24 protein-coding genes are annotated in these 23,269 nt (G+C 69.2%); 14 read left to right on the top strand and 10 right to left on the bottom strand.

Annotated elements, in window-relative coordinates; genetic code table 11:
• The coding region (locus ACFPZ3_RS54370; RefSeq protein WP_379522327.1) for a hypothetical protein at positions 1 to 430 on the top strand (430 nt) is incomplete at its 5' end.
• Here the strand turns inward: ACFPZ3_RS54370 and ACFPZ3_RS54365 are convergent.
• The gene (locus tag ACFPZ3_RS54365; protein ID WP_379522326.1) at positions 378 to 1,223 is read right to left on the bottom strand and encodes a glutathione S-transferase family protein; all 846 of its coding nucleotides are present in this window, start codon (positions 1,221 to 1,223) and stop codon (positions 378 to 380) included. The genes ACFPZ3_RS54370 and ACFPZ3_RS54365 overlap by 53 nt on opposite strands.
• Positions 1,224 to 1,269: 46 nt before the next feature.
• Between ACFPZ3_RS54365 and ACFPZ3_RS54360 the strand changes: the two genes are divergently transcribed.
• Positions 1,270 to 2,328, top strand: coding sequence for an MBL fold metallo-hydrolase (locus ACFPZ3_RS54360; RefSeq protein WP_379522325.1), 1,059 nt, complete (start codon positions 1,270 to 1,272; stop codon positions 2,326 to 2,328).
• Positions 2,329 to 2,380: 52 nt separating this feature from the next.
• On the top strand, positions 2,381 to 3,253 hold the full coding sequence (locus ACFPZ3_RS54355; RefSeq protein WP_379522324.1) for an SDR family oxidoreductase: 873 nt from the start codon (positions 2,381 to 2,383) through the stop codon (positions 3,251 to 3,253).
• Here the strand turns inward: ACFPZ3_RS54355 and ACFPZ3_RS54350 are convergent.
• Complete coding sequence (locus tag ACFPZ3_RS54350; RefSeq protein ID WP_379522323.1) at positions 3,250 to 4,731, bottom strand: alpha/beta hydrolase; 1,482 nt, start codon at positions 4,729 to 4,731, stop codon at positions 3,250 to 3,252. The genes ACFPZ3_RS54355 and ACFPZ3_RS54350 overlap by 4 nt on opposite strands.
• A 146-nt stretch (positions 4,732 to 4,877) precedes the next feature.
• Between ACFPZ3_RS54350 and ACFPZ3_RS54345 the strand changes: the two genes are divergently transcribed.
• Genes ACFPZ3_RS54345 through ACFPZ3_RS54320 form a run of 6 tightly spaced genes read left to right on the top strand, consistent with a single transcriptional unit; the run spans position 4,878 to position 11,743 of the window.
• On the top strand, positions 4,878 to 6,035 hold the full coding sequence (locus ACFPZ3_RS54345) for an ROK family transcriptional regulator (protein ID WP_379522322.1): 1,158 nt from the start codon (positions 4,878 to 4,880) through the stop codon (positions 6,033 to 6,035).
• Positions 6,036 to 6,047: 12 nt separating this feature from the next.
• Positions 6,048 to 7,532 carry a sugar ABC transporter ATP-binding protein gene (locus tag ACFPZ3_RS54340; RefSeq protein WP_379522321.1) on the top strand — a complete coding sequence of 495 codons (1,485 nt, stop codon included), beginning with the start codon at positions 6,048 to 6,050 and terminating at the stop codon, positions 7,530 to 7,532.
• Positions 7,532 to 8,530, top strand: a complete 999-nt coding sequence (locus ACFPZ3_RS54335; protein ID WP_379522320.1) for an ABC transporter permease — start codon at positions 7,532 to 7,534, stop codon at positions 8,528 to 8,530. Before ACFPZ3_RS54340 ends, ACFPZ3_RS54335 begins: the two co-directional genes overlap by 1 nt.
• On the top strand, positions 8,527 to 9,570 hold the full coding sequence (locus ACFPZ3_RS54330) for a substrate-binding domain-containing protein (RefSeq protein ID WP_379522319.1): 1,044 nt from the start codon (positions 8,527 to 8,529) through the stop codon (positions 9,568 to 9,570). The genes ACFPZ3_RS54335 and ACFPZ3_RS54330 overlap by 4 nt, the downstream gene beginning before the upstream one ends.
• Before the next feature lie 17 nt (positions 9,571 to 9,587).
• Positions 9,588 to 10,739 carry a Gfo/Idh/MocA family protein gene (locus ACFPZ3_RS54325; RefSeq protein ID WP_379522318.1) on the top strand — a complete coding sequence of 384 codons (1,152 nt, stop codon included), beginning with the start codon at positions 9,588 to 9,590 and terminating at the stop codon, positions 10,737 to 10,739.
• Positions 10,736 to 11,743 (top strand): sugar phosphate isomerase/epimerase family protein, encoded by a 1,008-nt coding sequence (locus ACFPZ3_RS54320; RefSeq protein WP_379522393.1) that lies wholly within the window; start codon positions 10,736 to 10,738, stop codon positions 11,741 to 11,743. The genes ACFPZ3_RS54325 and ACFPZ3_RS54320 overlap by 4 nt, the downstream gene beginning before the upstream one ends.
• 282 nt (positions 11,744 to 12,025) lie before the next feature.
• Here ACFPZ3_RS54320 and ACFPZ3_RS54315 read toward each other — a convergent pair whose 3' ends face one another.
• Genes ACFPZ3_RS54315 through ACFPZ3_RS54305 form a run of 3 tightly spaced genes read right to left on the bottom strand, consistent with a single transcriptional unit; the run spans position 12,026 to position 13,776 of the window.
• Entirely contained in the window at positions 12,026 to 13,111 is a 1,086-nt protein-coding gene (locus ACFPZ3_RS54315) for a Zn-dependent alcohol dehydrogenase (protein WP_379522317.1), read from the bottom strand.
• Between the two features lie 24 nt (positions 13,112 to 13,135).
• A complete protein-coding gene (locus tag ACFPZ3_RS54310; RefSeq protein WP_379522316.1) occupies positions 13,136 to 13,327 on the bottom strand; it encodes a ferredoxin in 192 nt (63 codons plus the stop codon).
• On the bottom strand, positions 13,324 to 13,776 hold the full coding sequence (locus tag ACFPZ3_RS54305; protein ID WP_379522315.1) for a pyridoxamine 5'-phosphate oxidase family protein: 453 nt from the start codon (positions 13,774 to 13,776) through the stop codon (positions 13,324 to 13,326). The genes ACFPZ3_RS54310 and ACFPZ3_RS54305 overlap by 4 nt, the downstream gene beginning before the upstream one ends.
• A gap of 85 nt (positions 13,777 to 13,861) precedes the next feature.
• On the opposite strand from ACFPZ3_RS54305, the gene ACFPZ3_RS54300 reads away from it, so the two are divergent.
• A complete protein-coding gene (locus ACFPZ3_RS54300; RefSeq protein ID WP_379522392.1) occupies positions 13,862 to 14,491 on the top strand; it encodes a class I SAM-dependent methyltransferase in 630 nt (209 codons plus the stop codon).
• Between the two features lie 63 nt (positions 14,492 to 14,554).
• Here ACFPZ3_RS54300 and ACFPZ3_RS54295 read toward each other — a convergent pair whose 3' ends face one another.
• The 4 genes from ACFPZ3_RS54295 to ACFPZ3_RS54280 all read right to left on the bottom strand — a co-directional run bounded on the left by ACFPZ3_RS54295 (position 14,555) and on the right by ACFPZ3_RS54280 (position 18,685).
• Entirely contained in the window at positions 14,555 to 15,601 is a 1,047-nt protein-coding gene (locus ACFPZ3_RS54295) for a DUF1702 family protein (protein WP_379522314.1), read from the bottom strand.
• 67 nt (positions 15,602 to 15,668) lie between these two features.
• Positions 15,669 to 16,724 carry a prenyltransferase gene (locus tag ACFPZ3_RS54290; RefSeq protein WP_379522313.1) on the bottom strand — a complete coding sequence of 352 codons (1,056 nt, stop codon included), beginning with the start codon at positions 16,722 to 16,724 and terminating at the stop codon, positions 15,669 to 15,671.
• Positions 16,721 to 17,431: a class I SAM-dependent methyltransferase gene (locus ACFPZ3_RS54285; protein WP_379522312.1), complete on the bottom strand. Its 711-nt coding sequence runs from the start codon at positions 17,429 to 17,431 to the stop codon at positions 16,721 to 16,723. The genes ACFPZ3_RS54290 and ACFPZ3_RS54285 overlap by 4 nt, the downstream gene beginning before the upstream one ends.
• Before the next feature lie 3 nt (positions 17,432 to 17,434).
• Entirely contained in the window at positions 17,435 to 18,685 is a 1,251-nt protein-coding gene (locus ACFPZ3_RS54280; protein ID WP_379522311.1) for a glycosyltransferase family 4 protein, read from the bottom strand.
• A 251-nt stretch (positions 18,686 to 18,936) separates the two neighbouring features.
• Between ACFPZ3_RS54280 and ACFPZ3_RS54275 the strand changes: the two genes are divergently transcribed.
• From ACFPZ3_RS54275 to ACFPZ3_RS54260, 4 genes are all read left to right on the top strand, one after another.
• The gene (locus ACFPZ3_RS54275; RefSeq protein ID WP_379522310.1) at positions 18,937 to 19,953 is read left to right on the top strand and encodes a GDP-mannose 4,6-dehydratase; all 1,017 of its coding nucleotides are present in this window, start codon (positions 18,937 to 18,939) and stop codon (positions 19,951 to 19,953) included.
• 187 nt (positions 19,954 to 20,140) lie between these two features.
• Positions 20,141 to 20,719, top strand: a complete 579-nt coding sequence (locus tag ACFPZ3_RS54270) for a helix-turn-helix domain-containing protein (RefSeq protein WP_379522309.1) — start codon at positions 20,141 to 20,143, stop codon at positions 20,717 to 20,719.
• Positions 20,712 to 21,548, top strand: a complete 837-nt coding sequence (locus ACFPZ3_RS54265; RefSeq protein WP_379522308.1) for an SRPBCC family protein — start codon at positions 20,712 to 20,714, stop codon at positions 21,546 to 21,548. The genes ACFPZ3_RS54270 and ACFPZ3_RS54265 overlap by 8 nt, the downstream gene beginning before the upstream one ends.
• Positions 21,549 to 21,721: 173 nt before the next feature.
• On the top strand, positions 21,722 to 22,687 hold the full coding sequence (locus ACFPZ3_RS54260) for a DUF559 domain-containing protein (RefSeq protein ID WP_379522307.1): 966 nt from the start codon (positions 21,722 to 21,724) through the stop codon (positions 22,685 to 22,687).
• Between the two features lie 65 nt (positions 22,688 to 22,752).
• Here ACFPZ3_RS54260 and ACFPZ3_RS54255 read toward each other — a convergent pair.
• The coding region (locus tag ACFPZ3_RS54255) for an aspartate/glutamate racemase family protein (protein ID WP_379522306.1) at positions 22,753 to 23,269 on the bottom strand (517 nt) is incomplete at its 5' end.

Here is a 23,269-nt window from a genome sequence, read left to right as displayed (position 1 = left end):
GGCCCGGCCGGCCGGCGGCTCGGCCAGGGGCGCGATCGCGGGCACCGCGCTGACCGCGCTCTCCGTGGGCGCGCTGGCCGCGACGGCCGGGCTGGACGGCCTGCCGGGGATGGTGAGCGCCGGACTGGCGTACATCGTGCTCTTCGTCGGCTGCGCGGTGACGGGCCTGCTGTGCCTGGAGATGACGCACAAGGCGGTCACCGCCGCCGAGCGCACCACCGTGACCTCGACGAGCTCGCTCTCCCTGCAGTCCGGCGGGATCCTGGCCAACCTGACGCTCGGCGTCCTGGCCACACAGGCGGGTCTGTCCGCCGCCTGGGGCGTCGCCGCCGTGGTGATGCTCTCCTCGGCCCTGCTGTTCGTGCGGATGCCGGCGGTTACCGGCTCCAGTCCAGCTCAGGTCCTACCGGCACGATCCGGCTCGGGTTGATGTTGGTCTGGGTGATGTAGTAATGACGCTTGATCTGGTCGAAGTCGGTTGTCTCGTGGAAGGCCGGGATGGCGTAGAGCCTGCGCGCGTAAGCCCACAGCGCCGGATAGTCGCTCAGCCGGCGGACCGAACACTTGAAGTGCGCGTAGTAGACGGCGTCGAACCTGGCCAGGGTCGTGTAGAGGCGCACATCGCTGTCGGTGAGGGTGTCGAAGAGGTAGTCCGACTCGGCCAGGCGCACCTCCAGGAAGTCGAGGGTGGAGAACACCCGCGCGACCGCCTCCTCGTACACCTGCTGGTCACGGGAGAAGCCCGCCTCGTAGACCGCGTTGTTGAGGCCGTGGTAGAGGCGGTCGTTCATGATGTCGATGTCGGGGCGCAGGCGTTCCGGATAGAGGTTGGGTGAGGTCCCCCATGACGTCTCCAGATCGAGGGTGATCTGCGGGAAGTCGTTGGTGACGATGCGCTTGTCCCTGGTGTCCCAGATGCAGGGGACGGTGTAACGGCCCGCGTAGCCGGGGTCGGTGGCGTGGTAGAGCTCCGACAGGTATTCCGGGTCGCCGCCGGGCACGCGCCAGCCCTTCTCGTCGCGGATGGGGTCGACGATCGTGATGTCCAGCAGGTCTTCCAGGCCCAGGAGTCTGCTCACGATCAGCACCCGCTGCGCCCACGGGCAGGCGTAGGACGCGTAGAGCCGGTAGCGACCGGGCTCGGGAGGGCCGAGCCGATCCGTGAAGCGGTTCGGCTGCCGGACGAAGCGGCCATCGTCGGCAATCTCGCGGCTCAGCTTCATGACCCCTAGTAGAACATGATTCGGACACAGAACTATATTCGGACGCGTGGCGAAATTTGTTGTGACACCCTCGAACGCGGCACAGCGGGAGGCGTGGGTAGGCGGGACGATTCCCGACGTCGAACGAGTACGCCCGGGGCTGTGGTCAGTCCCGGTGCCGATCCCGATCAACCCCCTCCGGTACGTGCTGGTCTATGTCCTCGAACTACCCGACGGCGTGGCGATCATCGACGCCGGATGGAACACCGACGAGGCGTACGACGCGCTCGTCGCCGGACTGGGCGTGGCCGGTTACGAGATCACCGACGTCAAGGGCGTGCTCGTCACCCACATCCACCCCGACCATTACGGACTCGCCGGGCGCGTGCGGGAGATGTCCGGCGCCTGGATCGCGCTGCACCCGGCGGACGCCCGCCTGGTCCGCGAACGGTACGACGACGAGGCCATCGGCTCCCTCGTCGATCGCGAACGTGAGCTGCTGCGCCGCTGCGGCGTCCCGGCGCTGACGCTGGACGAGCTGGCCGGCGCCTCCATGATGATCAGGCACATGGTCTCGATGGCCAAGCCGGACCGGCTGGTCGAGGACGGCGACGACCTGGGCCTGCCCGGCTGGGACCTGCGGGCCGTCTGGACGCCCGGCCACTCGCCCGGGCACCTGTGCTTCCTCTCTCCCGAGCGCAGGGTGCTTTTTTCCGGCGACCATGTGCTGGCGAAGATCACGCCCATCGTGGCCGTGCACCCCCAGTCGGCGCCGAACCCCCTGGCCGACTACCTCGACTCGCTGGCCGCCGTGCGCAAGTTCGAGGTGGACGAGGTGCTGCCGGCGCACGAATTCCGGTTCCTGGAGCTGGCCGAGCGGGTGGACACCGTGCTGGCGCACCACGACGAGCGGCTGGCGGAGATCGAGCAGGTGGTGGGCGCGGCCGACGGGGTCGCCTGCTGGGAGGTGGCCACCCGGTTGACGTGGTCGCGGCCATGGGAGACGATCCCGCCGTTCATGCGGCGCTCGGCCAACAACGAGACCCTGGCTCACCTGGCCTGGCTGGAGGCGAAGGGGCGCGTGGTCAGGGAACAGGGCGAGCCGGATCTGTGGCGGGCGGCCTGAGTGCGGTTATCGTACTCGTACTAGAATGTTGTTCTCCTGCGTGGGAGGTTCGATGCTTCGGTTCGATGACAGGGTCGCGATCATCACAGGGGCGGGGCACGGTCTCGGCAGGTCGCACGCGCTCCTGCTGGCCGAGCGGGGCGCCAAGGTCGTCGTCAACGACCTCGGAGGCGCCCTCGACGGCACCGGCGCCTCGGCCGGGCCCGCCGCCGACGTCGTCGATCTCATCACGAAGAACGGCGGCCAGGCCGTGGCCAGCACCGACGACATCGCCAGGCCCGAGGGGGCCAGGGCCGTGGTCCAGGCGGCGGTGGACGCGTTCGGGAAGGTCGACATCGTCGTCAACAACGCCGGCATCCTGCGCGACAAGTCGTTCGGGAAGATGACGGTCGAGGACTTCGACGGGGTGCTGGCCGTGCACGTGCGCGGCTCCTATCTCGTCAGCCAGGCCGCCTACCCGCTGATGAAGGCGGCCGGCTACGGGCGCATCGTCAACACCTCCAGCCCGGCCGGGCTGTTCGGCAATTTCGGGCAGGCCAACTACTCCACCGCCAAGATGGGCCTGGTGGGGCTGACCAAGACGCTCGGGATCGAGGGGGCGCGCAACGGCATCAAGGCCAACGCGATCGCGCCCGTGGCCTGGACCCGGATGACCGAGTCGCTGCTGCCGGCCGAGTTCGAGGCCAAGTTCACCCCGGAGCGGGTCAGCGCGCTGGTGGCCTACCTCGTGCACGAGTCGTGCGAGGCCAGCGGGGAGGTCTTCACCGTCGGTGGCGGCCGGGTGGCGCGGGTGTTCGTGGCCGAGGGGCCCGGGTGGAAGGACGACGACCTCACGCCCGAGACGATCGCGGGCAACTGGGAGTCGGTGATGGCCGAGCAGCCGTACGTGCTGACCGCCGGCGACTCGATGAAGGCGATGCTCTAGCGTTCGCCGGTCCCCGCCGCCGGGCACTCCACGTCGGCGCCGGGGACCACACCGTCCAGCAGGAACGCCTCCACGGTGTCGTTGACGCATCGATCCCCGGCCCGGTAGGCCGTGTGCGAGTTGCCCTGCAGGGTCACCATGACCGAACCGGAGAGCGTGGACCTGAGGTTCTTCACGTCCTCGTAGGGGACGACAGGGTCGCCGACCGTGCCCACGATCATGATGGGTGTGAGCTGAGGCGGAGGATCTCCCCACCACATCGAGCCGGCGACCGTGTCCCAGCCCTGGCACTGGATGGAGCCCCAGATCTGCCACGAGCCGGAGATCGGCGCGTTCTCGCGGGCGATCCTGGCCTGTTCCATGATGTTCTCGGGCTCCGGGCGTGAAGAGGTGTCGTTGCAGCTGATCGCGGTGGCGGCGTCTCTGGAATAGCCCGCGGGCTCCTCGTACTCCATGGCCGCGTCGTAGAGCGCCTGTCCGTCGCCGTCGAGGGCGTCGGCCAGTGCGCGGCGCAGGTCGGGCCAGAAGTCCGTGGAGTACAACGACTCGAAGACGCCCTGGGCGGCGAGGGCGTCGCCGAGCGTGCCGCCGGTGACCTCGATGGGCAGCCCGTCGCGATTCTGGACGAGATCCTTCAGGTGGTCGAGCGCCAGGTCCACGTCCCGGCCCAAAGGACAGTCCTTCCGTTTGACGCAGTCCACGACGAACGCCTTGATCCCCTCGTCGGAGGCGTAGCCGGCGTCGAGGTCCGTCGGCCCGCCGCCGGCACTGGCGCTCGGGGCGTCCAGAACCATGCGCCCGACCCTGCCTGGATAGAGCTGGGCGTAATCCGCTCCGAGACCGCCGCCGTAGGAGTAGCCGAGGAAGGACAGCCGGTTCTCTCCCAGTACCGAGCGCAGGAGATCCAGGTCGCGGGCGGTCGCCTCGGTGGTGAGGTTTGGCAGCAGCGCGCCTCCCTGGCGTACGCACGCGGCGGCGTACTCGTTCCTGGCCTTGACCAGGGCCGCCAGCTCGGGTGGGGTGTCCGGGGTCTGGTCCACGGCGAGGTAGGGCGGCGGCCGGCCATTGGAGCGGCAGTTCAGCGGGGTGCTCTTGCCGACGCCGCGCGGGTCGAAGGTGACGATGTCGTACCGGGAGCGCAAGGTGTTGAACGGCTCAGGGTCGGCGAGGAACGTCGAGACGCCCGAGACCCCGGGGCCGCCGAAGTTCAGCACGAGAGAGCCGATCCGCTGGTCGGGATGGCGAGCGGGCAACCTGGCGAGTGCCAGGTCGATGGTGTCCTCCTCGGGGGCGTGGTGGTCGAGCGGCACCTTGACGCTCGCGCATTCCATGTCGAGGCTGCCCGGGCAGCGCGTCCAGGCCGGGCGCTGGGCGCGCAGAGCCCGGTCGGTCTGAGGGTTGAGCAGACCGTACCCCCACCACAGCGGAACGGCGACGATCGCGATCAGCAGGGCGACGCGGAGGACGCGACGAATCAAGCCAGGCTCCCGAGGCAGCGGAAAGCGCCGAAATGTCGGGAAATCTAAGCACAAAATAGGCTTTGTTCGATCTTCGGCGGAAGTTGGGGGAGTTTGGTCGATCCTCACTCTTGATTTGCCGCATCGGTGATCTTATTGTCGCGGACATGACCCCCCAGCCGGGCTCTGCCGGCGACGTGCTGACGCTCATCAGCGCGGGCTCCGCGACGACCCGTTCCGATCTGGCGAGGCTGACCGGCCTGGCCAGGTCCACGATCTCCCAGCGCGTGGACGCGCTGATCGAGCGTGGGCTGGTCGAGGAGACCGAGAGCGGCGAGTCGACCGGCGGCCGCCCCCCGCGTCAGCTCCGCCTGCACACCGAGGAGCACGCCTTCGCCGGCGTGGACCTGGGCGCCACGCACTGCCGGGTCGCGTTGATGGACATCTCCGGCAACGTGCTGGCCGAGTGTGAGGACGGGCTGCTGATCGGGGAGGGCCCCGACAAGGTGCTCGCCCACGTGGACCAGCGGCTCGACCAGCTCCTCGACCGGGTCGGACGACCCCGAACGGCGCTGCGGGCCCTCGGGATCGGCGTGCCGGGACCGGTGGAGTTCGCGACGGGGCGGCCGAACAACCCGCCGATCATGCCGGGCTGGAACGACTACCCCATCCCCGAATACTTCGAGGGCGTCGAGGTCCTGGTGGACAACGACGTCAACGTGATGGCGCTGGGCGAGCACCGCAACGCCTTCGGCGGCACCAGCCACCTGCTGTTCGTCAAGGTCGGCACCGGAATCGGCTGCGGCATCATGGCCGAGGGCACGCTGCACAGGGGCGCCCAGGGCTCGGCCGGTGACATCGGGCACATCCGGGTCAGCGGCCACGACGACGCCGGCTGCCGGTGCGGCAACAGCGCCTGCCTGGAGGCCGTGGCCGGCGGGGCCGCGATCGCGCGGCGGCTGACCGAGCTGGGACTGCCCGCCGAGTCGGGCGCCGACGTCGTGGCGCTCGTACAGTCGGGCAACACCCAGGCGCTACGCCTGGTCAGGGAGGCGGGCCGGCTCATCGGCGAGGTGCTGGCCAGCCTGGTCAACTTCTTCAACCCCGAAGTCATCGTCATCGGCGGCGCGTTGTCGCGGGTGCACGAGCATCTGCTGGCCGGGATCAGGGAGACGGTCTACCGAAGATCGCTGCCGCTGGCCACCCACCATCTGTCGATCACCCCCAGCCGTACGGGGATCAACGCCGCCGCTCTCGGCGCCGGGATCCTCGCCATTGAGCACTACCTGTCACCGGACAACATCAACCGCATAGTCAACGCCTGAAAGGGACTTCCGATGCTGGTCATGAAGGGCATCGTCAAGCAGTTCCCCGGCGTGCGCGCGCTGGACGGGGTCGATCTCGACGTACGGGCGGGCGAGGTGCACTGCCTGCTCGGCCAGAACGGCGCCGGCAAATCCACTCTGATCAAGGTCCTGGCCGGAGCACACCAGCCGGACGAGGGCACGATCACCTTCAACGGGGCAGAAGTGCGCCCCGGCAGCCCCATCGACGCCATCAAGCTCGGTTTCGCCACCATCTACCAGGAACTCGACCTCGTGGACGGGCTCAGCGTGGCCGAGAACATCTTCCTCGGCCACGAACACGCCCGCCTCGGCTTCGTGAACCGGCCGGCCGGCCGGCGCGCCGCCCGCGAGGTGCTCGAACGCCTGGGCCACCCGGAGATCCGCCCGTCGGCCGAGGTCGGGCGGTTGTCGCCGGCGGCCAAGCAGGTCGTCTCGATGGCCCGCGCGCTCTCGCACGACGCGCGCCTGATCATCATGGACGAGCCGTCGGCCGCCCTCGCCCACGACGAGGTGGCCAACCTCTTCCGCATCATCCGCGAGCTCACCGCCCAGGGTGTGGCCGTGGTCTACATCTCCCACCGTCTGGAGGAGATCCGCGAGATCGGCGACCGGGTCACGGTGCTGAAGGACGGCCGCACGGTCGCCGTCGGCCTGCCCGCCCGCGACACGCCGACCACGCAGATCGTCTCCCTCATGACGGGCAGGAACGTCGAGTACGTCTTCCCGCCCAGAGGCGAGCGCCCGCCGGGTGAAGAGGTGCTCCGCGTCGAGAACCTGACCTCGCCGGGCGTGTTCGCCGACGTCTCCTTCTCCGTGGGGGCAGGCGAGATCGTCGGGCTGGCCGGGCTCGTCGGCTCGGGCCGCTCGGAGATCCTCGAAGCCGTCTACGGCGCCCGCCCCGCCACCGGCCGCGTCCTGCTCGACGGTCGCCCGGTACGCCACGGCGTCGTCGGCACCGTCAAGCACGGCATGGGCCTGGCCCCCGAGGAACGCAAGGCCCAGGCCCTGCTCCTCGACCAGAGCGTCACCGCCAACATCACGCTCGGCAGCCTGCCGGGTTTCGCCAGGTTCGGCTGGATCGACCGCAAGCGCGAACGCAGCGAGGCCAGGCGCCTGGCGGAGATGCTGGACATCCGGCCCCCCGATCCGGACCGCCCGATCAGGACCCTGTCGGGCGGCAACCAGCAGAAGGCCGTGCTGGCTCGCTGGCTGCTCGGCGGGCGCAAGCTGCTCCTGCTCGACGAGCCCACCAGGGGCGTCGACGTGGGGGCCAGGGCCGAGCTGTACGCGGTGATCCACGACCTGGCCAAGCAGGGCATCGGCGTGCTGCTGGTCTCCAGCGAGGTGCCGGAGGTGCTGGGCCTGGCCGACCGGGTGCTGGTCCTGCGCGAAGGCACGGTCATCCACGAGGGAGAGGCGGCCGGTCTGGACGAGCACCGTGTACTGGACATGATCATGAATGGGAAGGCGGCGTGATGGGAGAGCCCACAACGAAGGGGAACACGGCCGCGCCGGCTCTGCCGTCGATCCGCGGGGTCAGCGAACTGCGGCATCTCGGCCTGCTCGGGGCGCTGGCGATACTGATCGTCGTCGGCCTGGTGACCCGCCCAGAGAACTTCGCCACCGCCTCCAACCTGGTCAGCATCCTGTCCCTGGCCGCCACGATCGGCGTGATCACGGTCGGGGCCACGTTCGTGATCATCGGCGGCGGCATCGACCTGTCGGTGGGCGCCGTGATGGCCCTGGCGAGCGTGTGGGCGACGACGCTGGCCACGCAGTCCTACGGGCCGGTGGTGATGGCGGTCTGCGCCGTCCTCGTCGGCACGGGGGCGGGGCTGGTCAGCGGGTGGCTGATCGCGTACGGGCGGATGGTGCCGTTCATCGCCACGCTGGCCATGCTGGTGGCCGCGCGCGGGCTGGCGCAGCGCATGTCCGACCGCAAGACCCAGCTCATCGGGGCCGACAACTCCACCATCGTGGATCTGTCGACCACGCGCCTGGCCGGCATCCCGCTGCTGGTCTACATCTTCGCCCTGGTCGTGGTACTGGGGTGGATCCTGCTCAACCGAACGACCTTCGGGCGGCGCACCTACGCGGTGGGCGGAAACCCCGAGGCGGCCCGGCTGGCCGGCATCGACGTGCGCAGGCACACGATGTTGTTGTACGCGCTGTCCGGGCTGTGCTGCGGCATCGCCGCCATCCTCATCATGGCGCGTACGACGACGGGCTCGTCCACCCACGGCGACCTGTACGAGCTTGACGCCATCGCCGCCGTGATCATCGGCGGCACGCTGCTCACCGGGGGCCGGGGCACGATCATCGGCTCGATCCTGGGCCTGCTGATCTTCACCCTGATCACCAACCTTTTCATTCTCAACGGGCTCAACACCAGCGACCAGCTGATCGCCAAGGGCCTGATCATCGTCGTCGCCGTCCTTCTCCAGCGGCGGAACCTGAAGGAGAGAGCACCATGAGTGACAACGTCGCGCGCAGGGGATTCCTCGTCGGCGGAGCCGTTCTTCTGGCGGCGGGCTGCACCAGCAACGAGCCCGCGGCCGCGCCGACCAGCGCGGCCCCGGCTCCAGCCCCGACGGGAGGCAACGACCAGCCTGGTAACAAGGTGGTGATCGGCTTCTCAGCCCCCGCCGCCGACCACGGCTGGATCGCGGCCATCGCCAAGAACGCGGAGAGCGCCGCCAAGCAGTACACCGACATCGAATTCAAGCCCGTCGAGCCGACGAACGACATCAACCAGCAGATCTCCGCGGTGGAGACGCTCATCGCGGCCAAGGTGAACGCGCTGGTGATCCTGCCCAACGACGGCCAGCAGCTCAACCAGGTCGCGCTGCAGGCCACCGCGGCCGGCATCCCGGTGATCAACCTCGACCGCATCTTCCCCGACAAGCTCGCCTACCGGACCTGGATCGGCGGTGACAACTACGGCATGGGCGTGGCCGCCGGGCACTACATCGGCACGCAGCTCAAGAACAAGAACGTGTCGAACCCCGTGATCGTCGAGATCCAGGGCATCGCCACGCTGCCGCTGACGCAGGACCGCACCAAGGGGTTCGCGGACGCGCTGAAGACGTACGGGTTCAGTGTCACGGCCAAGCAGGACGCCCAGTTCACGGTCGAGACGGGCAACGAGGTGGCCACGTCGCTGCTCCAGGCGCACAAGAAGATCGACGCGCTCTGGAACCACGACGACGACCAGGGCGTCGGCGTGCTGGCCGCGATCAAGGAGGCCAGCCGCAACGAGTTCATCATGGTCGGCGGGGCCGGCTCGCTGAACGCGATGAAGGAGATCCAGTCCGGCTCGTCCGTCTTGCAGGCCACCGTCACCTACAGCCCCACCATGGCCTCCTCCGCGATCAAGCTCGCGCGTCTGATAGCACAGGAGAAGGGCATGAGTGATCTGGTGGAGAACCAGGTTCCCCAGTCGATCACGCTCGCGTCCGAGACCATTACCAAGGAGAACGTCGAGAAGTACCTGGCACTCGGCTTCGAATCCTGATCCCGATCGGGGGTTGCATGTCAGACAGAACCACCATTGGCGTGGGCATGATCGGCTACGCCTTCATGGGCCGCGTCCACTCCCAAGCCTGGCGGAGCGTGGGAGCGTTCTTCGATCTGCCACTGGCGCCACGCATGGCCGTGCTCGCCGGCCGGTCGAAGGAGCACACCGAGGCCGCCGCCGCGAAACTCGGCTGGGCCGCCGTCGAGACCGACTGGAGAGAGGTGGTCAAGCGCGACGACGTGCAGATCGTCGACATCTGCACGCCCGGCGACTCCCACGCCGAGATCGCCATCGCCGCGTTGCAGGCCGGTAAACACGTGCTCTGCGAGAAACCGCTGGCCAACACCGTCGCCGAGGCCGAGGCCATGGTGGCGGCGGCCGCCGCGGCGCCGGGCAAGAGCATGGTGGCCTTCAACTACCGGCGGGTGCCGGCGGTCGCCCTCGCCCGCCGGTACGTCGAGGAGGGGCGGATCGGCGAGGTCAGGCACGTACGCGCCGTGTACCTGCAGGACTGGATCGTCGACCCCGAGTTCCCGCTGGTCTGGCGGCTGCAGAAGGACAAGGCCGGGGCCGGCGCGCTCGGCGACATCGGCTCGCACATCGTGGACGCCGCCCAGTTCATCACCGGGCAGCACGTGGTGGGCGTGTCGGCGCTGACGGAGACCTTCATCAAGGATCGTCCGCTGGCGACCGAGTCGGCCGGGCTGGGCGCCACCGGCTCCTCCGCCCGCGGAACGGTCACCGTGGACGACGCCGCCCTGTTCATCGGCCGCCTGTCCGGCGGCGGGCTGGCCTCCTTCGAGGCCACCCGCTTCGCCAACGGGCGCAAGAACGCGATGCGCATCGAGATCAACGGCTCGCTCGGCAGCCTGGCCTTCGACTTCGAGGCCATGAACGAGCTGTGGCTCAGCGCGAACGGCGGCGGCTTCGAACGCATCCTCGTCACCGAGCCCGACCACCCGTACGTGGGCGCCTGGTGGCCACCCGGCCACGGCCTCGGCTACGAGCACACCTTCACCCACGAGATCAATGACTTCCTGGAAGCGGTCGCCACCGGGGCCGATCCCACGCCGTCGTTCGCCGACGGACTGCGGGTGCAGCGGGTGCTGGAGGCCGTCGAGCGCAGCGCGGCTGAAGGCAGCCGCTACACGGACGTGGAGGACTGATGAGACCAGTCACGCTGTTCACCGGACAGTGGGCCGACCTGCCGTTCGAGGAGGTGTGCCGGCTGGCGGCGGAATGGGGCTACGACGGCCTGGAGATCGCCTGCTCGGGCGACCACTTCGACGTCGCCCAGGCCGTGGCCGACCCCTCCTACGTGGAGCAGAAGCGCGCCCAGCTCGACAAGCACGGCCTGAAGGTGTGGACGATCTCCAACCACCTCGTCGGCCAGGCCGTCTGCGACCACCCCATCGACGAACGCCACAAGGCCATCCTCCCCGCCCGCATCTGGGGCTCCGGCGACCCGGAGTCGGTGCGCCAGGCGGCGGCGGAAGACCTCAAGAACACCGCCCGCGCGGCCGCACTGCTGGGCGTGGACACCGTGGTGGGCTTCACCGGCTCCTCCATCTGGCACACGGTGGCCATGTTCCCGCCCGTGCCCGCGTCCATGGTGGAGGCCGGCTACCAGGACTTCGCCGATCGCTGGAACCCCATCCTCGACGTCTTCGACGAGGTCGGGGTGCGCTTCGCCCACGAGATCCACCCGAGCGAGATCGCCTACGACTACCACACCACCGTGCGCACCCTTGAGGCCATCGGCCACCGCCCCGCCTTCGGCCTGAACTGGGACCCGTCGCACATGGTCTGGCAGGACCTGGACCCGGTGGCCTTCATCCTGGACTTCAAGGACCGGATCTACCACGTGGACTGCAAGGACACCCGGGTCCGCGTCGGGGACGGCCGCAAGGGCCGCCTGTCCTCCCACCTGCCGTGGGCGGACATGCGCAGGGGCTGGGACTTCGTCTCCACCGGGCGGGGGGACGTGCCGTGGGAGGACTGTTTCCGGGCGCTCAACTCGATCGGGTACGAAGGGCCGATCTCGATCGAGTGGGAGGACGCGGGGATGGACCGGCTGGACGGGGCCGAGGAGGCGCTGGCCTACATCCGCAAGCTCAACTCGATCACCCCACCGACCACGTCCTTCGACGCGGCCTTCGCCACCGAATAGAGGTCTCGGGAGGCCACACGCCTGGCCTTCCACCCATGGGCGCTTCGCGCAAGGAGGTTCCAGACAGCGCATCCCTCGCCCCCCGAAAGGCATGGTCCTCGTCGTCGGGGGCGCTGCGCGCCCATGGGCCTCGGGCCGCGTCCTGTGGGGGCACGGTCCCCACACCCCCGGGCGAGGGGCTCCCGCCCCTCGTCATGTCACCCCGATTTCGAGGAACCCCCGGGGATTCTGTGACAAGGCGGAGCGATCCTCCCTTCGACGGGGAGGATCGCTCGCCGGACGTCAGTCCATGAGGACGATCTGGCGCAGGACCTCGCCGCCGCGCAGCGCGGTCACCGCGTCGTTCAGGTCGGTCAGGCGGATGCGGGAGCTGATCATGGATTCGAGGTCGAGCAGGCCGGCCTTGTGGAGCTTGGCGAAGTAGGGGAAGTCGTGCCGCACGTCCGCCTCCCCGTACAGGCTGGACAGCAGGTTCTTGCCCTCGAACAGCAGGTTGAAGGCCGAGAGCGAGACCATGTCGTCCATCGCGCCCGCCCCGACCACGATGACGTCGCCGCCGGCGCGGGTGATCTGCCAGGCGCTCTGGATCGTGGCCGCCTTGCCGACCACCTCGAAGCCGTAGTCGAAGCCGGTGCCGCCGGTGAGTTCGTTCAGGGCCTCGGGGATCTGCTCCGGTGTCACCGCGTGCGTGGCCCCGACCTTTCTGGCCAGGTCGTGCTTGGAGCCCAGGGGGTCGACCGCGAGGATCGTCCTGGCGCCGGAGACGCGGGCGCCCTGGATGACGGACAGGCCGACGCCGCCGCAGCCGATGACCGCGACCGTGGAGCCCGGGCGTACTTTGGCGGTGTTGATCACGGCGCCCACGCCGGTCGTGATGCCGCAGCCGATCAGGGCCGCCGCCTCCCAGGACAGCTCCTCGTCGATCTTGATCGCGCCCTGCCACGGCACGATGATCTCCTCCGCCCACGTGCCGCACCCGGCCATCCCGAACACGGTCGACCCGTCGCCGAGGCGGAAGTTGCCCTTGCTGAAGGACTCGATGACGTACTTCAGGCACAGGTACGGCTGGCCGCCCACGCACAGGTCGCATTCCTGGCAGGCGGGGCGCCAGCTGATGACGACGTGGTCGCCTGGTTTGACCGAGGTGACGTGTTCGCCCACCTCGACCACCTCACCCGCGCCCTCGTGGCCGAGGATGAGTGGCACGGGTTGCGGGAGCACGCCGGTCATGGCCGACAGGTCCGAGTGGCAGACGCCCGTGGCCCTGATCCGTACGCGTACGTCGGCGGGCCCGACCGGGGCCAGGGTGACGTCGTCACGGATGTCGAGCTTGTCGTTGCCTACGGCGTGCAGAATCGCGGCGCGCATGGGGTTCCTCCTCGTGCCTGGGGGCTATTCCTCGAGGGACAGAGCGGCTTTCGGGCAGGACCTGACCGCGTGGCGGACGCGGTCCCGCATCTCGGGGGGCGGTTCCGGAAGCAGGATGTGGAGCTGGTCGTCGTCGTCCACCTCGAACACCTCCGGCGCGAGCCCCATGCACACGGCGTTGGCTTCGCAGACCAGCTCGTCCAGCTTGACCTTCATGAGAGCCTCCTGTGATCCCATGAGACCACTTTGGTGCGCTCGACGACGTACGCAACCCGCTTGAGCCCGGTTTTCTCGACGTACGGGAGAAGCAGTTCGTCCGGTACGCCCGGGGTCATCCTGCGGGCGATCAGCATGCCGATGGCCAGGACCCGATCGCGGTCGTCCACCTGGCGGGCCTTGCCGTACACCAGGACGCCGCGCAGCTCGGCGTAGTCGTCGCCGGTCTCGATCAGGCAGCTCACCCTGGGGTCGCGGGCCAGGTTGCGGGTCTTCTGGGCCTTGCCGTAGGTCCAGAAGGCGATCTCCCCGTCGCTCAGGCCGTAGAACATGGTCACCAGGTGCGGCGTGCCGTCGGGGTTGATGGTGGCCAGTTGCAGCTTGCGCGAGCCCTCCAGGAAGGCGGTGACGTCCTCGTCCGACATGGCGATGCGAGCGCGCTGATTCACGCTGCCAAGTAGAACAGGTTGCAGAACGGCCCTGCAAGGGTCCCTGGAATGTTATTCGGTTCGGCTAGGGTGCATGCCTATGACGATGCCGTCAGAGCTGCTTTACGCGGCAAAACACGCCAAGGGCTTCATGCCGCTGGAAGAGGGCCTGGCCCTGTTCGAGACGGCCTGCCGCTACGGCAAGCTCGGCCCGATCTGCGAGATCGGCACCTACTGCGGGAAATCGGCCATCTACCTCGGCGCGGCGGCCCGGCAGACGGGCTCCGTGGTCATCACCGTGGACCATCACCGTGGCTCCGAGGAGATCCAGCCGGGCTGGGCCCACCATGACCCGACGCTGGTGGACCCCCGGTTCGGGAAGATGGACTCGCTGCCGACGTTCAGGTCCACGATCGCGGCGGCCGGCCTTGAGGACGAGGTGATCGCCATCGTCGGCAGGTCGGATCAGGTGGCCGCCCTCTGGAACGCGCCGCTGGGCATGTTGTTCATCGACGGCGGTCACTCCGACGATCCGGTGACCCGCGACTACGAGGGCTGGGCGCCGCACGTGGTGACGGGCGGGGCGCTGGTCTTCCATGACGTGTTCCCCGATCCGGCCGACGGGGGGCAGGCGCCGTACCGGGTCTATCGGCGGGCGCTGGAGTCGGGGGCGTTCGCCGAGGCGGCCGTGGCGGGGTCGCTGCGGGTGCTGGAGCGCATCGGCCCGGGTATCTGAGGAGCGGGCCTGAGGGGGGAGCGTCAGGGCGGGTCAGGGCGGGTCAGGGCGGGTCAGGGCGGGTCAGTAGCGATGGCGGCGGGTCCAGGAGCGGCGGGTCTGTGACTGCCACCTCTGGAAGTCCTCGTGCGTGTGCGCCTCGTGCCCGAGCGCGATGAGCGCCTGGTCCGTCCACGAGGCCGCCTCCTCGGGCTCGGCCCCCGCCAGGATCGGCACGGCCTGCGCCACGTGGTCGGGCAACTCCCCGGACCGCAGCCGGGCGGCCACCGCGAAGGCGCAGCCCTGGGCCAGGTACGCCCGGAAGCCGTCCGCCCCCGCGTGCTCGGTCAGCCACCACAACTCGTCGGCCTCGGCCCCGCCGGTGTACGTCGCCGCGAACCCCACCCCGCTCCACAGGTCGGCCCGCCGCGCCGCCGGATATCCACCGATCCGGGCGGCGGCGTCGTCGGGGGAGGCGCAGTCGTGGTACCAGAGCAGCCGTCCCAGCCCCTGGTCGAACACCGCGCAGTGCGCCCGGGTGAGCAGGTCGGGCATCGTGCGCTCGCCGACCATGCGATCGGTCTTCGACAGCCCCCACTGGAAGCCGAACCCGTCCACGGCCAGCCAGCGCAGCAGCGGATGCGCCCGGCGCGCGCCCCATACCGGGCGCAGGCGCAGCAGGGCGTACCCGCGGCCGGCGCCGAGGTAGGCGGCGTGGCGGTGATGTTGGGCGGGGCCGGCCAGTAGCTCGTGAAGGCGCCGGCCCCGAGTCAGGGTGAGCAGATCGAGTACGGTGCAGGCGGCGGCCGCTCCCTCGTAGCCGAAGGGCCGCTGCTCATCCGCGATTTCCTCGATCTTCTCTACTTCTTGTGACATCACCGCGTTGAAGCCGAAGACATATGACTTCTCGGCCTTGTTGAAGGCCGTGCGAGAAGCTCCGCCCCTGAGCCGGAACCTGCGCCGGCTCAGATCGGACTCCAGCGGATCCTTGGCCAGAATCCTCCGCAGTCCCTTTGGCTGTGAGAGTGTCGGCTCGGTCCTGACCTGGTCCAAGAACGTTGTTGTGCCCGTGTCGCCCACGCTTCCCCCGAAGACGCCTCGTACGGCCACACACGAAGCTAGTGACCCCATTGGGCCGGTCATCGGCGGCGCACCGGATTTCCCCAGCAAAGAACCGGCAAAAGCCCTTGCGTGCGGGTCAGAGCCCTTCTTCGCCCGGCGGCACGCGTACGGCCGCGCAGCCGCACACCTCGGGGTCGGAAACGGCGGTCCCGTCGATGTCGCGGAACAGCCCGGAGCCCGGCGAGAGCCCGAGCAGCGCGTCGGCCGCCAGGACCGCGGCGGCGGCGGTGTAGCCGGAGCGCTCGTGGGGGTAGTGCCTGCGGTTGGCGAACTGCCAGCCGGTCCAGTACGAGCCGTCCTCGTGCCGCAGGTGCTGCACGTCGGCGTACAGGGTGAGCGCCCGTTCCCTGTCGCCGAGCGCGTCCAGCGCCAGCACCAGCTCGCACGTCTCGGCCCCCGTGACCCACGGCTGGTCGGAGACGCAGCGGATGCCCAGCCCCGGCACCACGAACGTGGCCCACTCGCGCTCCAGCAGCTCGAACGCCTCCGGCCCACGGACCGCGCCGCCGAGCACCGGGTAGTACCAGTCCATGGAGAAGCGGCTCTTGTCCGCGAACGCCTCCGGGTGGGCCGCCAGCACGTGGGCCAGCCGGTCCGCGCCCAGTTCCCAGTGGGGCTGCGGGTCGCCCAGGTGGTCCGCGAGCCGTACGCCGCAGCGCAGGCTCTGGTGGATGGAGGAGCAGCCGGTGAGCAGCGCGTACGCCGAGGGCCTGCCCCGCGCGTCACGCTCCCAGACGATCTCGCCCCGCTCGGTCTGCAGCCCCGCCACGTAGTCGAGCGCCGCCTTGACCATCGGCCAGTGCTCCTCGGTGAAGCGCCGGTCGCCGGTGACGAGGTGGTGGTGCCAGAGGCCGACGGCGACGTAGGCGGCGTGGTTGCTCTCGCCGCCCGGCTCCGTGGGCACGCCGTCGACCAGCTTCATCGGCCAGGAGCCTTCGGGGCGCTGGTGGCGGGCCAGCCAGGCGTAGCCCCGGCGTACCGGCTCGTGCAGGCCCGCCACGGACATCGCCATCAGGCACTCGACGTGGTTCCACACGTCGACGTGGCCTTCCGGCCACGGCACGCCGCCGTCGTCCTGCTGGATCGCCGCGATGCTCTCAGCCGTTCGCACGGCCTGCTCGCGGGAGATCATGGCTTCTTGACGTAGAGGACCACGCTCTTGCCGATGATCGGGTTGAGCAGTTCCTCGGCGATCCTGGTCGCTGCGGGGCGCTTCATGATGTCCCAGACCAGCAGCTCGTGGTACGCCTTCGCGAGCGGGTGCTCGTCGTTGTTGACGCCCACCGCGCACTTGATCCACCAGTAGGGCGCGTGCAGGCCGTGGGCGTGGTGGTGCGGGCCGATCTCGAACCCGGTGGACTTCAGCTTGGCCGACAGCTCGGCCAGCGTGTAGATGCGTACGTGCCCGCCGGGGGCCGTGTGGTAGTCCTCGTCCAGCGCCCAGCAGATGCGCTCGGGCAGGAAGCTCGGCACGGTGATCGCGGCGGTGCCGCCGGGCTTGAGCACGCGGAAGATCTCCCGCATGGCCGCCATGTCCTCGGGGATGTGCTCCAGCACCTCGGCCGCGATGATCCGGTCGAAGGTGCCGTCCTCGAACGGCATCTCCAGCGCGGTGCCCTGAACGATCTCCCCGGTGGCGCCCTCGGGCACCTCGCCCGCCTTGTCCATGGCCACGAACATGGCCGCCACGCCGTCCAGCTCCGACTGGTCCATGTCGAACGCGATCACGTCCGCCCCCCGGCGCAGCACCTCGAACGCGTGCCTGCCGCCGCCGCAGCCCAGGTCGAGCACGCGTACGCCGGGGCCCACGGGCAGGCGGGCGAAGTCCACGGTCAGCACTGGTCAGCCTTTCCTTTTGTGGTTCTCGATGGCCTCGTGGTAGGCCTCGACGGTTTTCCTGGCCACGACGTGCCAGGTGTAACGCTCCATGACCCGGTCGTAGCCGGCCTGGCCCACCCGCTCGCGCTCCTCGGGTGAGTCGTGCAGGCGGCGCAGGGCCGCGGCCAGCTCCTCGGAGTCGCCGGGCGGCACCTGGACGGCCGCGTCGCCGACGACCTCGGGCAGGGCGCCGGTACGGCTGGCGACCAGGGGTGTGCCGCAGGCCATGTGCTCGACGGCGGGGAGGGAGAAGCCCTCGTACAGGGAGGGCACGACCGAGATCTCCGAGGTGGCGATCAGCTCGCCCAGCTCGTCGTCGGAGATGCCGTGCACGAAGCGCACCCGTTCCTGGAGCGAGAGCTCCTGGACGAGCTGCTCGGTCGGGCCGCCGGGGGTGGGCTTGCTGACGACGGTGAGATGCACGTCGCGCTCGGTGGCCAGCTTGGCGACGGCCCTCAGCAGCGTCGCGACGCCCTTCATGGGCGAGTCGGCGCTGGCCACGGCCACGATCGAGCCCTTGCGCCTGGGCTTGTCCTGGCGCGGGTGGAAGTAGCGGGTGTCCACGCCGAGCGGGATCAGGCGCATGTTGGCCTGGGGGACGTTGAAGTCGCGGTGGATGTCGGCCAGCGAGGACTCGCTGACGGTCAGGATCGGGCTCAGCCGTGGGGCGACGCGGGACTGCATCTTCACGAAGCCGTACCAGCGGCGCATGCTCAGCCTCTTCGCGCCCTTGGCGGCTTCGAGCTCGATGCGGCGGTCGACGCTGATCGGGTGGTGGATGGTGCCGACCACGGGGAACAGCTTCTGGATGCCGAGCAGGCCGTACCCGAGGGTCTGGTTGTCCTGGACGACGTCGAAGTCGCCGATCCGCTTCTTCAGCTCGCGGTGGGCCCGCAGCGTGAACGTCAGCGGCTCCGGGAAGCCGGCGGTCCACATCGTGCCGACTTCGAGCCAGTCGATCCAGTCGCGGTATTCGTGCAGCTTGGGGGTTCTGAACGGGTCTTCGTCGCGGTAGAGGTCGAGGCTGGGCACCTCGCGCAGGATGACGCCCTCGTCCAGTTCCGGATAGGGCTGACCGGAGAACACCTCGACGTGGTGTCCGAGCGCGACCAGCTCACGGCTCAGATGGCGGAGATAGACACCCTGGCCACCACAGGTCGGCTTGCTGCGGTAGGACAGAAGCGCGATCCGCAGCGTTCGATCCCGCACGGACACCCCTTTCTCCGCCGGTAGGGCCCAGAGACGGGCGTGTACCGTGAAAGATGACCTTAGTCCGAGAAGGCTACCATTCGGTAGGTCGGGTGGAATTGTTCACAATGGCCGCCACAAGTGGTGCGAACTGCGACGTTGCTGTAACCGAGCGTGGTTCGGTGGAACGTGTTCTATGCAGCGCGATGCCTCATCGAGGTGCTTAGCTGTACATTCCCGTCCCAGAGGGATCGGGTAGGCGATCGTTGGAGGACCCCTTGGCCAGGCGCGCTCTGATCACCGGCATCACCGGCCAGGACGGTTCCTATCTGGCGGAGCACCTGCTGGAGCAGGGGTACGAGGTGTGGGGGCTGGCCCGAGGGCAGGCGAACCCGCGGGTGGCCCGGATGCGCCGGCTGCTCGCCGACGTTCAGGTGGTGCGGGGTGATCTGCTGGATCAGGGGTCACTGATCTCGGCGGTGGAACGGGTTCAGCCGGATGAGGTGTACAACCTCGGGGCGATCTCGTTCGTGCCGATGTCGTGGGAGCAGGCCGAGCTCACGGCCGAGGTGACCGGAATGGGCGTCTTGCGGATGCTTGAGGCCATTCGCGTGTGCTCGGGCGTGTCGCGGGGTGGGAGCGGCGGCCAGATCCGCTTTTATCAGGCTTCGTCCTCTGAGATGTTCGGGCAGGTCAGCGAGACGCCGCAGACCGAGAGCACCTCCTTCCACCCGCGCTCGCCGTACGGGGTGGCCAAGGCCTACGGGCACTTCCTCACGCAGAACTATCGCGAGTCGTACGGGATGTACGCCGTGTCCGGGATCCTGTTCAACCACGAGTCGCCGCGCCGCGGAGCCGAGTTCGTCACCAGGAAGGTGTCGCTCGGGGTGGCCAGGATCAAGCTGGGACTGGCCACGGAGCTGCGGCTGGGCAACCTGGAGGCGCGGCGCGACTGGGGGTTCGCCGGCGACTACGTCAAGGCCATGCACCTGATGGTGCGGGCCGCCGACCCCGAGGACTACGTGATCGGCACCGGGCGGATGAAGTCCGTCAGGGAGCTGGTGGAGGCCGCCTTCAACGCCGCGGGCCTGGACTGGGAGCGGTACGTGGTGACCGACCAGACGCTGCACCGGCCGGCCGAGGTGGACCTGCTGTGCGCGGACCCGAAGAAGGCGCGGGTGCAGCTCGGGTGGGAGCCACAGGTGTCGTTCGACGAGCTGGTCGCCATGATGGTCGACTCCGACCTGCGACTCCTCACCGACGGCGCCGACCCGGACGACAGCTCCTGGCCTTAGATCTTTTCCTTCCCTTACGCGCTGCCGTGGTCGGCCAGACGCCGACGCCGGCTTAACCCTGTCCAGGGGAACGGCCTCTGACCGGTCAGTGGCGCGCCGCCGTTACGGAGCGAAACGCCGGCCGGGTTCCGTGGTGCGCGCGGCACCATTGACAAAATTGGTTTTTATGTAAAAGCTGGGCTTTGCGATGAGAGACGTCCTGTACCTGGAAGAGATAGAGCAGGCCGAGGTGCTGCTCAAGCCGCAGCGCGTGGAGGTGCTGCGGCAACTGGCCGAGCCCCGCACGTGCTCAGAGGTCGCCGAACGGCTCGGGCAGACGCCGCAGCGGGTCTACTACCACGTCAAGCGGCTGGTCGAGGCCGGGCTGGCCGACCAGGTGTCCGAGCGCAAGGTTCGCGGGATCCATGAGGGCATCTACCAGGCGGGGGCGCGGTCGTACTGGCTGTCGCCCCGGCTCGTCGGCCGGATCGGGCTGCGCAAGGTCCGCGATGAGCTGAGCCTCGGCTACCTGCTCGATCTCATGGAGGAGGTCCAGGAGGACATCGCGGCGCTCGACAAGACCGTATCTGAGCTGCCGTCCATCGGACTGTCCGGGGAGATCCATGTACGTCCGGAAAACCGGCAGGAGTTCCTCAACGAGCTGCAATGCACGTTGAAGGACCTTTTCACCCGGTATGGAGGGGCGGAGGGCGACGCCTTCAGGCTGGCCGTCGCCTGTTACCCGAAGTCCGGCCCAGATCATAGAGGAGAACGAGACCATGACTGAGCCCATGATCATCCGCGCCCGAGTTTCCGCGCCGGTCAAGGAGGTGAGCAACGCGCTGACCGATCCCGGCTCCATGCGCGTCTGGCTGGCCGAGCACGTGGAGATGGAGGCGCCGGACCGGTTCGGGTTCTGGGGGCGTACGACGCCGGAGGGGGACGCGCCGCACCAGCGGCTGCTGCACGCGGACGAGCGCACGCTGCGCTTCTCCTGGCTGCTCGACGGTGAGGAGACGACCGTCGAACTGGTGCTGGAGGAGGACGGGGACGATCGGACGATCGTGACCCTGTCGCAGACGCACTTCGACTTCGAGGACGTCATCACGGGCAAGAGCATCCGGGGGGTGCTGCAGACGTACTGGGGCCAGGTGCTGACCATCCTCGCCGAGCACCTGGAGGGGCGCGAGCCGACGCCGATGCAGGACTTCACCTCGCCGGAGATGCGGGTCGAGGTCTCGATCGACGCGTCCCCGTCGCGGGTCTTCGAGTCGCTCACCTCCTCGGAGGAGGTGACCAAGTGGTTCGGCTACCCGATCGAGATCGAGCCCTTCGTGGGCGGGCGCTTCGCGATGGGCGGCTTCGAGAGCAACCCCGACCCCGCGAAGGTGCTGGACCTGGAGCCCGGTCGCCGGCTCTCCGTCGACTGGGGCGCGCCGGGGGTCGGGACGTGGGAGCTCGAGGGGTCCGAGGGGAAGACGCGGCTGACGATGGTGCAGAGCGGGTTCGACGCGGAGCGGCCGCCTGTCGCGGCGTGGGGCGGGTTCCTGTCGGGGCTCGCTGAGCTGCGGCGGTATCACGAGATCGCCGACTGGCGGCCGGTCATCATGGCGTAGGCGGCCGCCTCGGCGTCCCCTTGCCCATGCTGCCTGGGCTGAGTTCGGTGGGCGCGTGTCGTTCGGGCCGTGTCCTCTGCCTGGGGCGTGCCGACCTGTGGATATCCCATCCCCGTCCACAGAACCCCGTTCGGCACGCCTCCGCACGGCGTTGCCGAAGCATCCTTACGGCTATGAACCCACCCCTCGCCACACCCTCATCGCCGGTCACCTTCCTGGAGTTCACCGCGTTTCCCGATGCTCGCGACCCGAGCAACCGAGGAGGGGGCGCGTCCGCAACCCCCACACCGGCGGCATCAGCACCCCAGCCAGGAGCCGATCCCGGACCTGGACGTGCGGACACCGTCGCCCTGTCCCTGATCCAGCGCGCCGGACGCATCACCCGTGCCGCGCCACAGGCCGTCGCCTGCCGCCGGACAGCCGCGTACATCTGGGGCCTGCGCATCCTCCCCACCCCGGAGGCCGACTGGCCGGTAGAGCTGGCCGCCCCCAGCCACCTCGCGATCCCCGACAGCGTCACGTACGTGGTGCCTCTGCCCGATGAGGACATCACGCAGCACCAGGGCGTCCGGATCACCACCATGGAACGCACGGCCCTCGACTGCGCCCGCTGGCTGCCCCGCATGGACGCGGTGGCCATCCTCGACCAGTTCGCCCGCAGAGGCGTAGATCTGGAAGCCCTCTGGTATCGCCCTCTCAACTCGTGGCGACTGCGCGAGACCCTCAGCCTCGCCGACCGGGGAGCCGCCTCGCCCCGAGAGAGCTGGCTCAGGGTCATCCTGGTGGAAGGCGGCCTCCCCCGGCCCGCCACCCAGGTCAGGGTGCAACTGGGAAAGGACCGCTTCGCCTATCTGGACCTGGGCTGGGAGGAGTTCAAGGTCGCGGTGGAGTACGACGGGCAGGAACACCACACCTCGGCCGCCGACCAGCAACACGACGCCGACCGCCGGGAGGAGCTACGGCGGCGAGGCTGGCGAGTGATCGCCGTCCGGAGAGACGTCATCCCCGCCCAAACCGCCGACCTCCTCCACCACGTGGCCAACGCCTTGATCGAACGCGGCTGGCAACCGGGGCCACAGGTCACCACCCGCATCCTCAGCCGCATACGCGCAGCCCGCCGCAAATCCCGCTACCGATGACCCAGAGCCTCGCAGAGCTCTCAACCGTCAGGACGAGTCCCGCTCCGTTCCATGGTGTCTCCGGCTCATCGAGGGCCGCCGCGCCACTCGGGCATCGCCCGCTCGCCAACGGCGACGTCGTAGGCCGCACGGGCCAGGAGACGGGTCGAATCCAGCGTCGGCAGGGGAGAGACGTCGGGCGTGATCAGCAACGGGATCTCGGTGCAGACGAGCGCGACCGCGTCACAGCCCCGGCCGGCCAGCCGTTCGATGACACGGAGGTACTCCTGCCGCGACGCATCGCTGATCACGCCGTTCACCAGCTCCTTGAAGATGACCGCGTTGACGAGGTCGCGGTCGTCGGCGTCCGGCAACTCCGCGGCGATCCCGCGCGCGGCCAGCGCCCGCGGGTACAGCGGTCCGTCGGGTTCGCCGGATCGGGTATCAACGGCGCGCTGGGAGACGCCCTCGGCCGGTTGCGAGCGGAACTTCCCGACGTCGACCTGTCCCTGGTGGAGCTGTTCGACGACGCCGAGATGTCGACCGGCATCCTGGACGGAAGCCTTGACGTGGCGGTGCGGGCGGCCCGGCCGCCTCTGGTCA

Source organism: Nonomuraea insulae, from assembly GCF_042656245.1.
The sequence above is the reverse complement of the archived record's forward strand: the minus strand, read 5'-3'. Positions and strand labels throughout refer to the sequence as shown.

Excerpts from the sequence above, each read along its gene's own strand:
- ACFPZ3_RS54290 (WP_379522313.1), bottom strand. The coding sequence starts at position 16,724 with ATGATCTCCCGCGAGCAGGCCGTGCGAACGGCTGAGAGCATCGCGGCG.
- ACFPZ3_RS54315 (WP_379522317.1), bottom strand. The coding sequence starts at position 13,111 with ATGCGCGCCGCGATTCTGCACGCCGTAGGCAACGACAAGCTCGACATC.
- ACFPZ3_RS54295 (WP_379522314.1), bottom strand. The coding sequence starts at position 15,601 with ATGGGGTCACTAGCTTCGTGTGTGGCCGTACGAGGCGTCTTCGGGGGA.
- ACFPZ3_RS54325 (WP_379522318.1), top strand. The coding sequence starts at position 9,588 with ATGTCAGACAGAACCACCATTGGCGTGGGCATGATCGGCTACGCCTTC.
- ACFPZ3_RS54260 (WP_379522307.1), top strand. The coding sequence starts at position 21,722 with ATGAACCCACCCCTCGCCACACCCTCATCGCCGGTCACCTTCCTGGAG.
- ACFPZ3_RS54355 (WP_379522324.1), top strand. The coding sequence starts at position 2,381 with ATGCTTCGGTTCGATGACAGGGTCGCGATCATCACAGGGGCGGGGCAC.
- ACFPZ3_RS54310 (WP_379522316.1), bottom strand. The coding sequence starts at position 13,327 with ATGAAGGTCAAGCTGGACGAGCTGGTCTGCGAAGCCAACGCCGTGTGC.
- ACFPZ3_RS54270 (WP_379522309.1), top strand. The coding sequence starts at position 20,141 with ATGAGAGACGTCCTGTACCTGGAAGAGATAGAGCAGGCCGAGGTGCTG.
- ACFPZ3_RS54265 (WP_379522308.1), top strand. The coding sequence starts at position 20,712 with ATGACTGAGCCCATGATCATCCGCGCCCGAGTTTCCGCGCCGGTCAAG.
- ACFPZ3_RS54330 (WP_379522319.1), top strand. The coding sequence starts at position 8,527 with ATGAGTGACAACGTCGCGCGCAGGGGATTCCTCGTCGGCGGAGCCGTT.
- ACFPZ3_RS54345 (WP_379522322.1), top strand. The coding sequence starts at position 4,878 with ATGACCCCCCAGCCGGGCTCTGCCGGCGACGTGCTGACGCTCATCAGC.
- ACFPZ3_RS54365 (WP_379522326.1), bottom strand. The coding sequence starts at position 1,223 with ATGAAGCTGAGCCGCGAGATTGCCGACGATGGCCGCTTCGTCCGGCAG.
- ACFPZ3_RS54340 (WP_379522321.1), top strand. The coding sequence starts at position 6,048 with ATGCTGGTCATGAAGGGCATCGTCAAGCAGTTCCCCGGCGTGCGCGCG.
- ACFPZ3_RS54300 (WP_379522392.1), top strand. The coding sequence starts at position 13,862 with ATGCCGTCAGAGCTGCTTTACGCGGCAAAACACGCCAAGGGCTTCATG.
- ACFPZ3_RS54335 (WP_379522320.1), top strand. The coding sequence starts at position 7,532 with ATGGGAGAGCCCACAACGAAGGGGAACACGGCCGCGCCGGCTCTGCCG.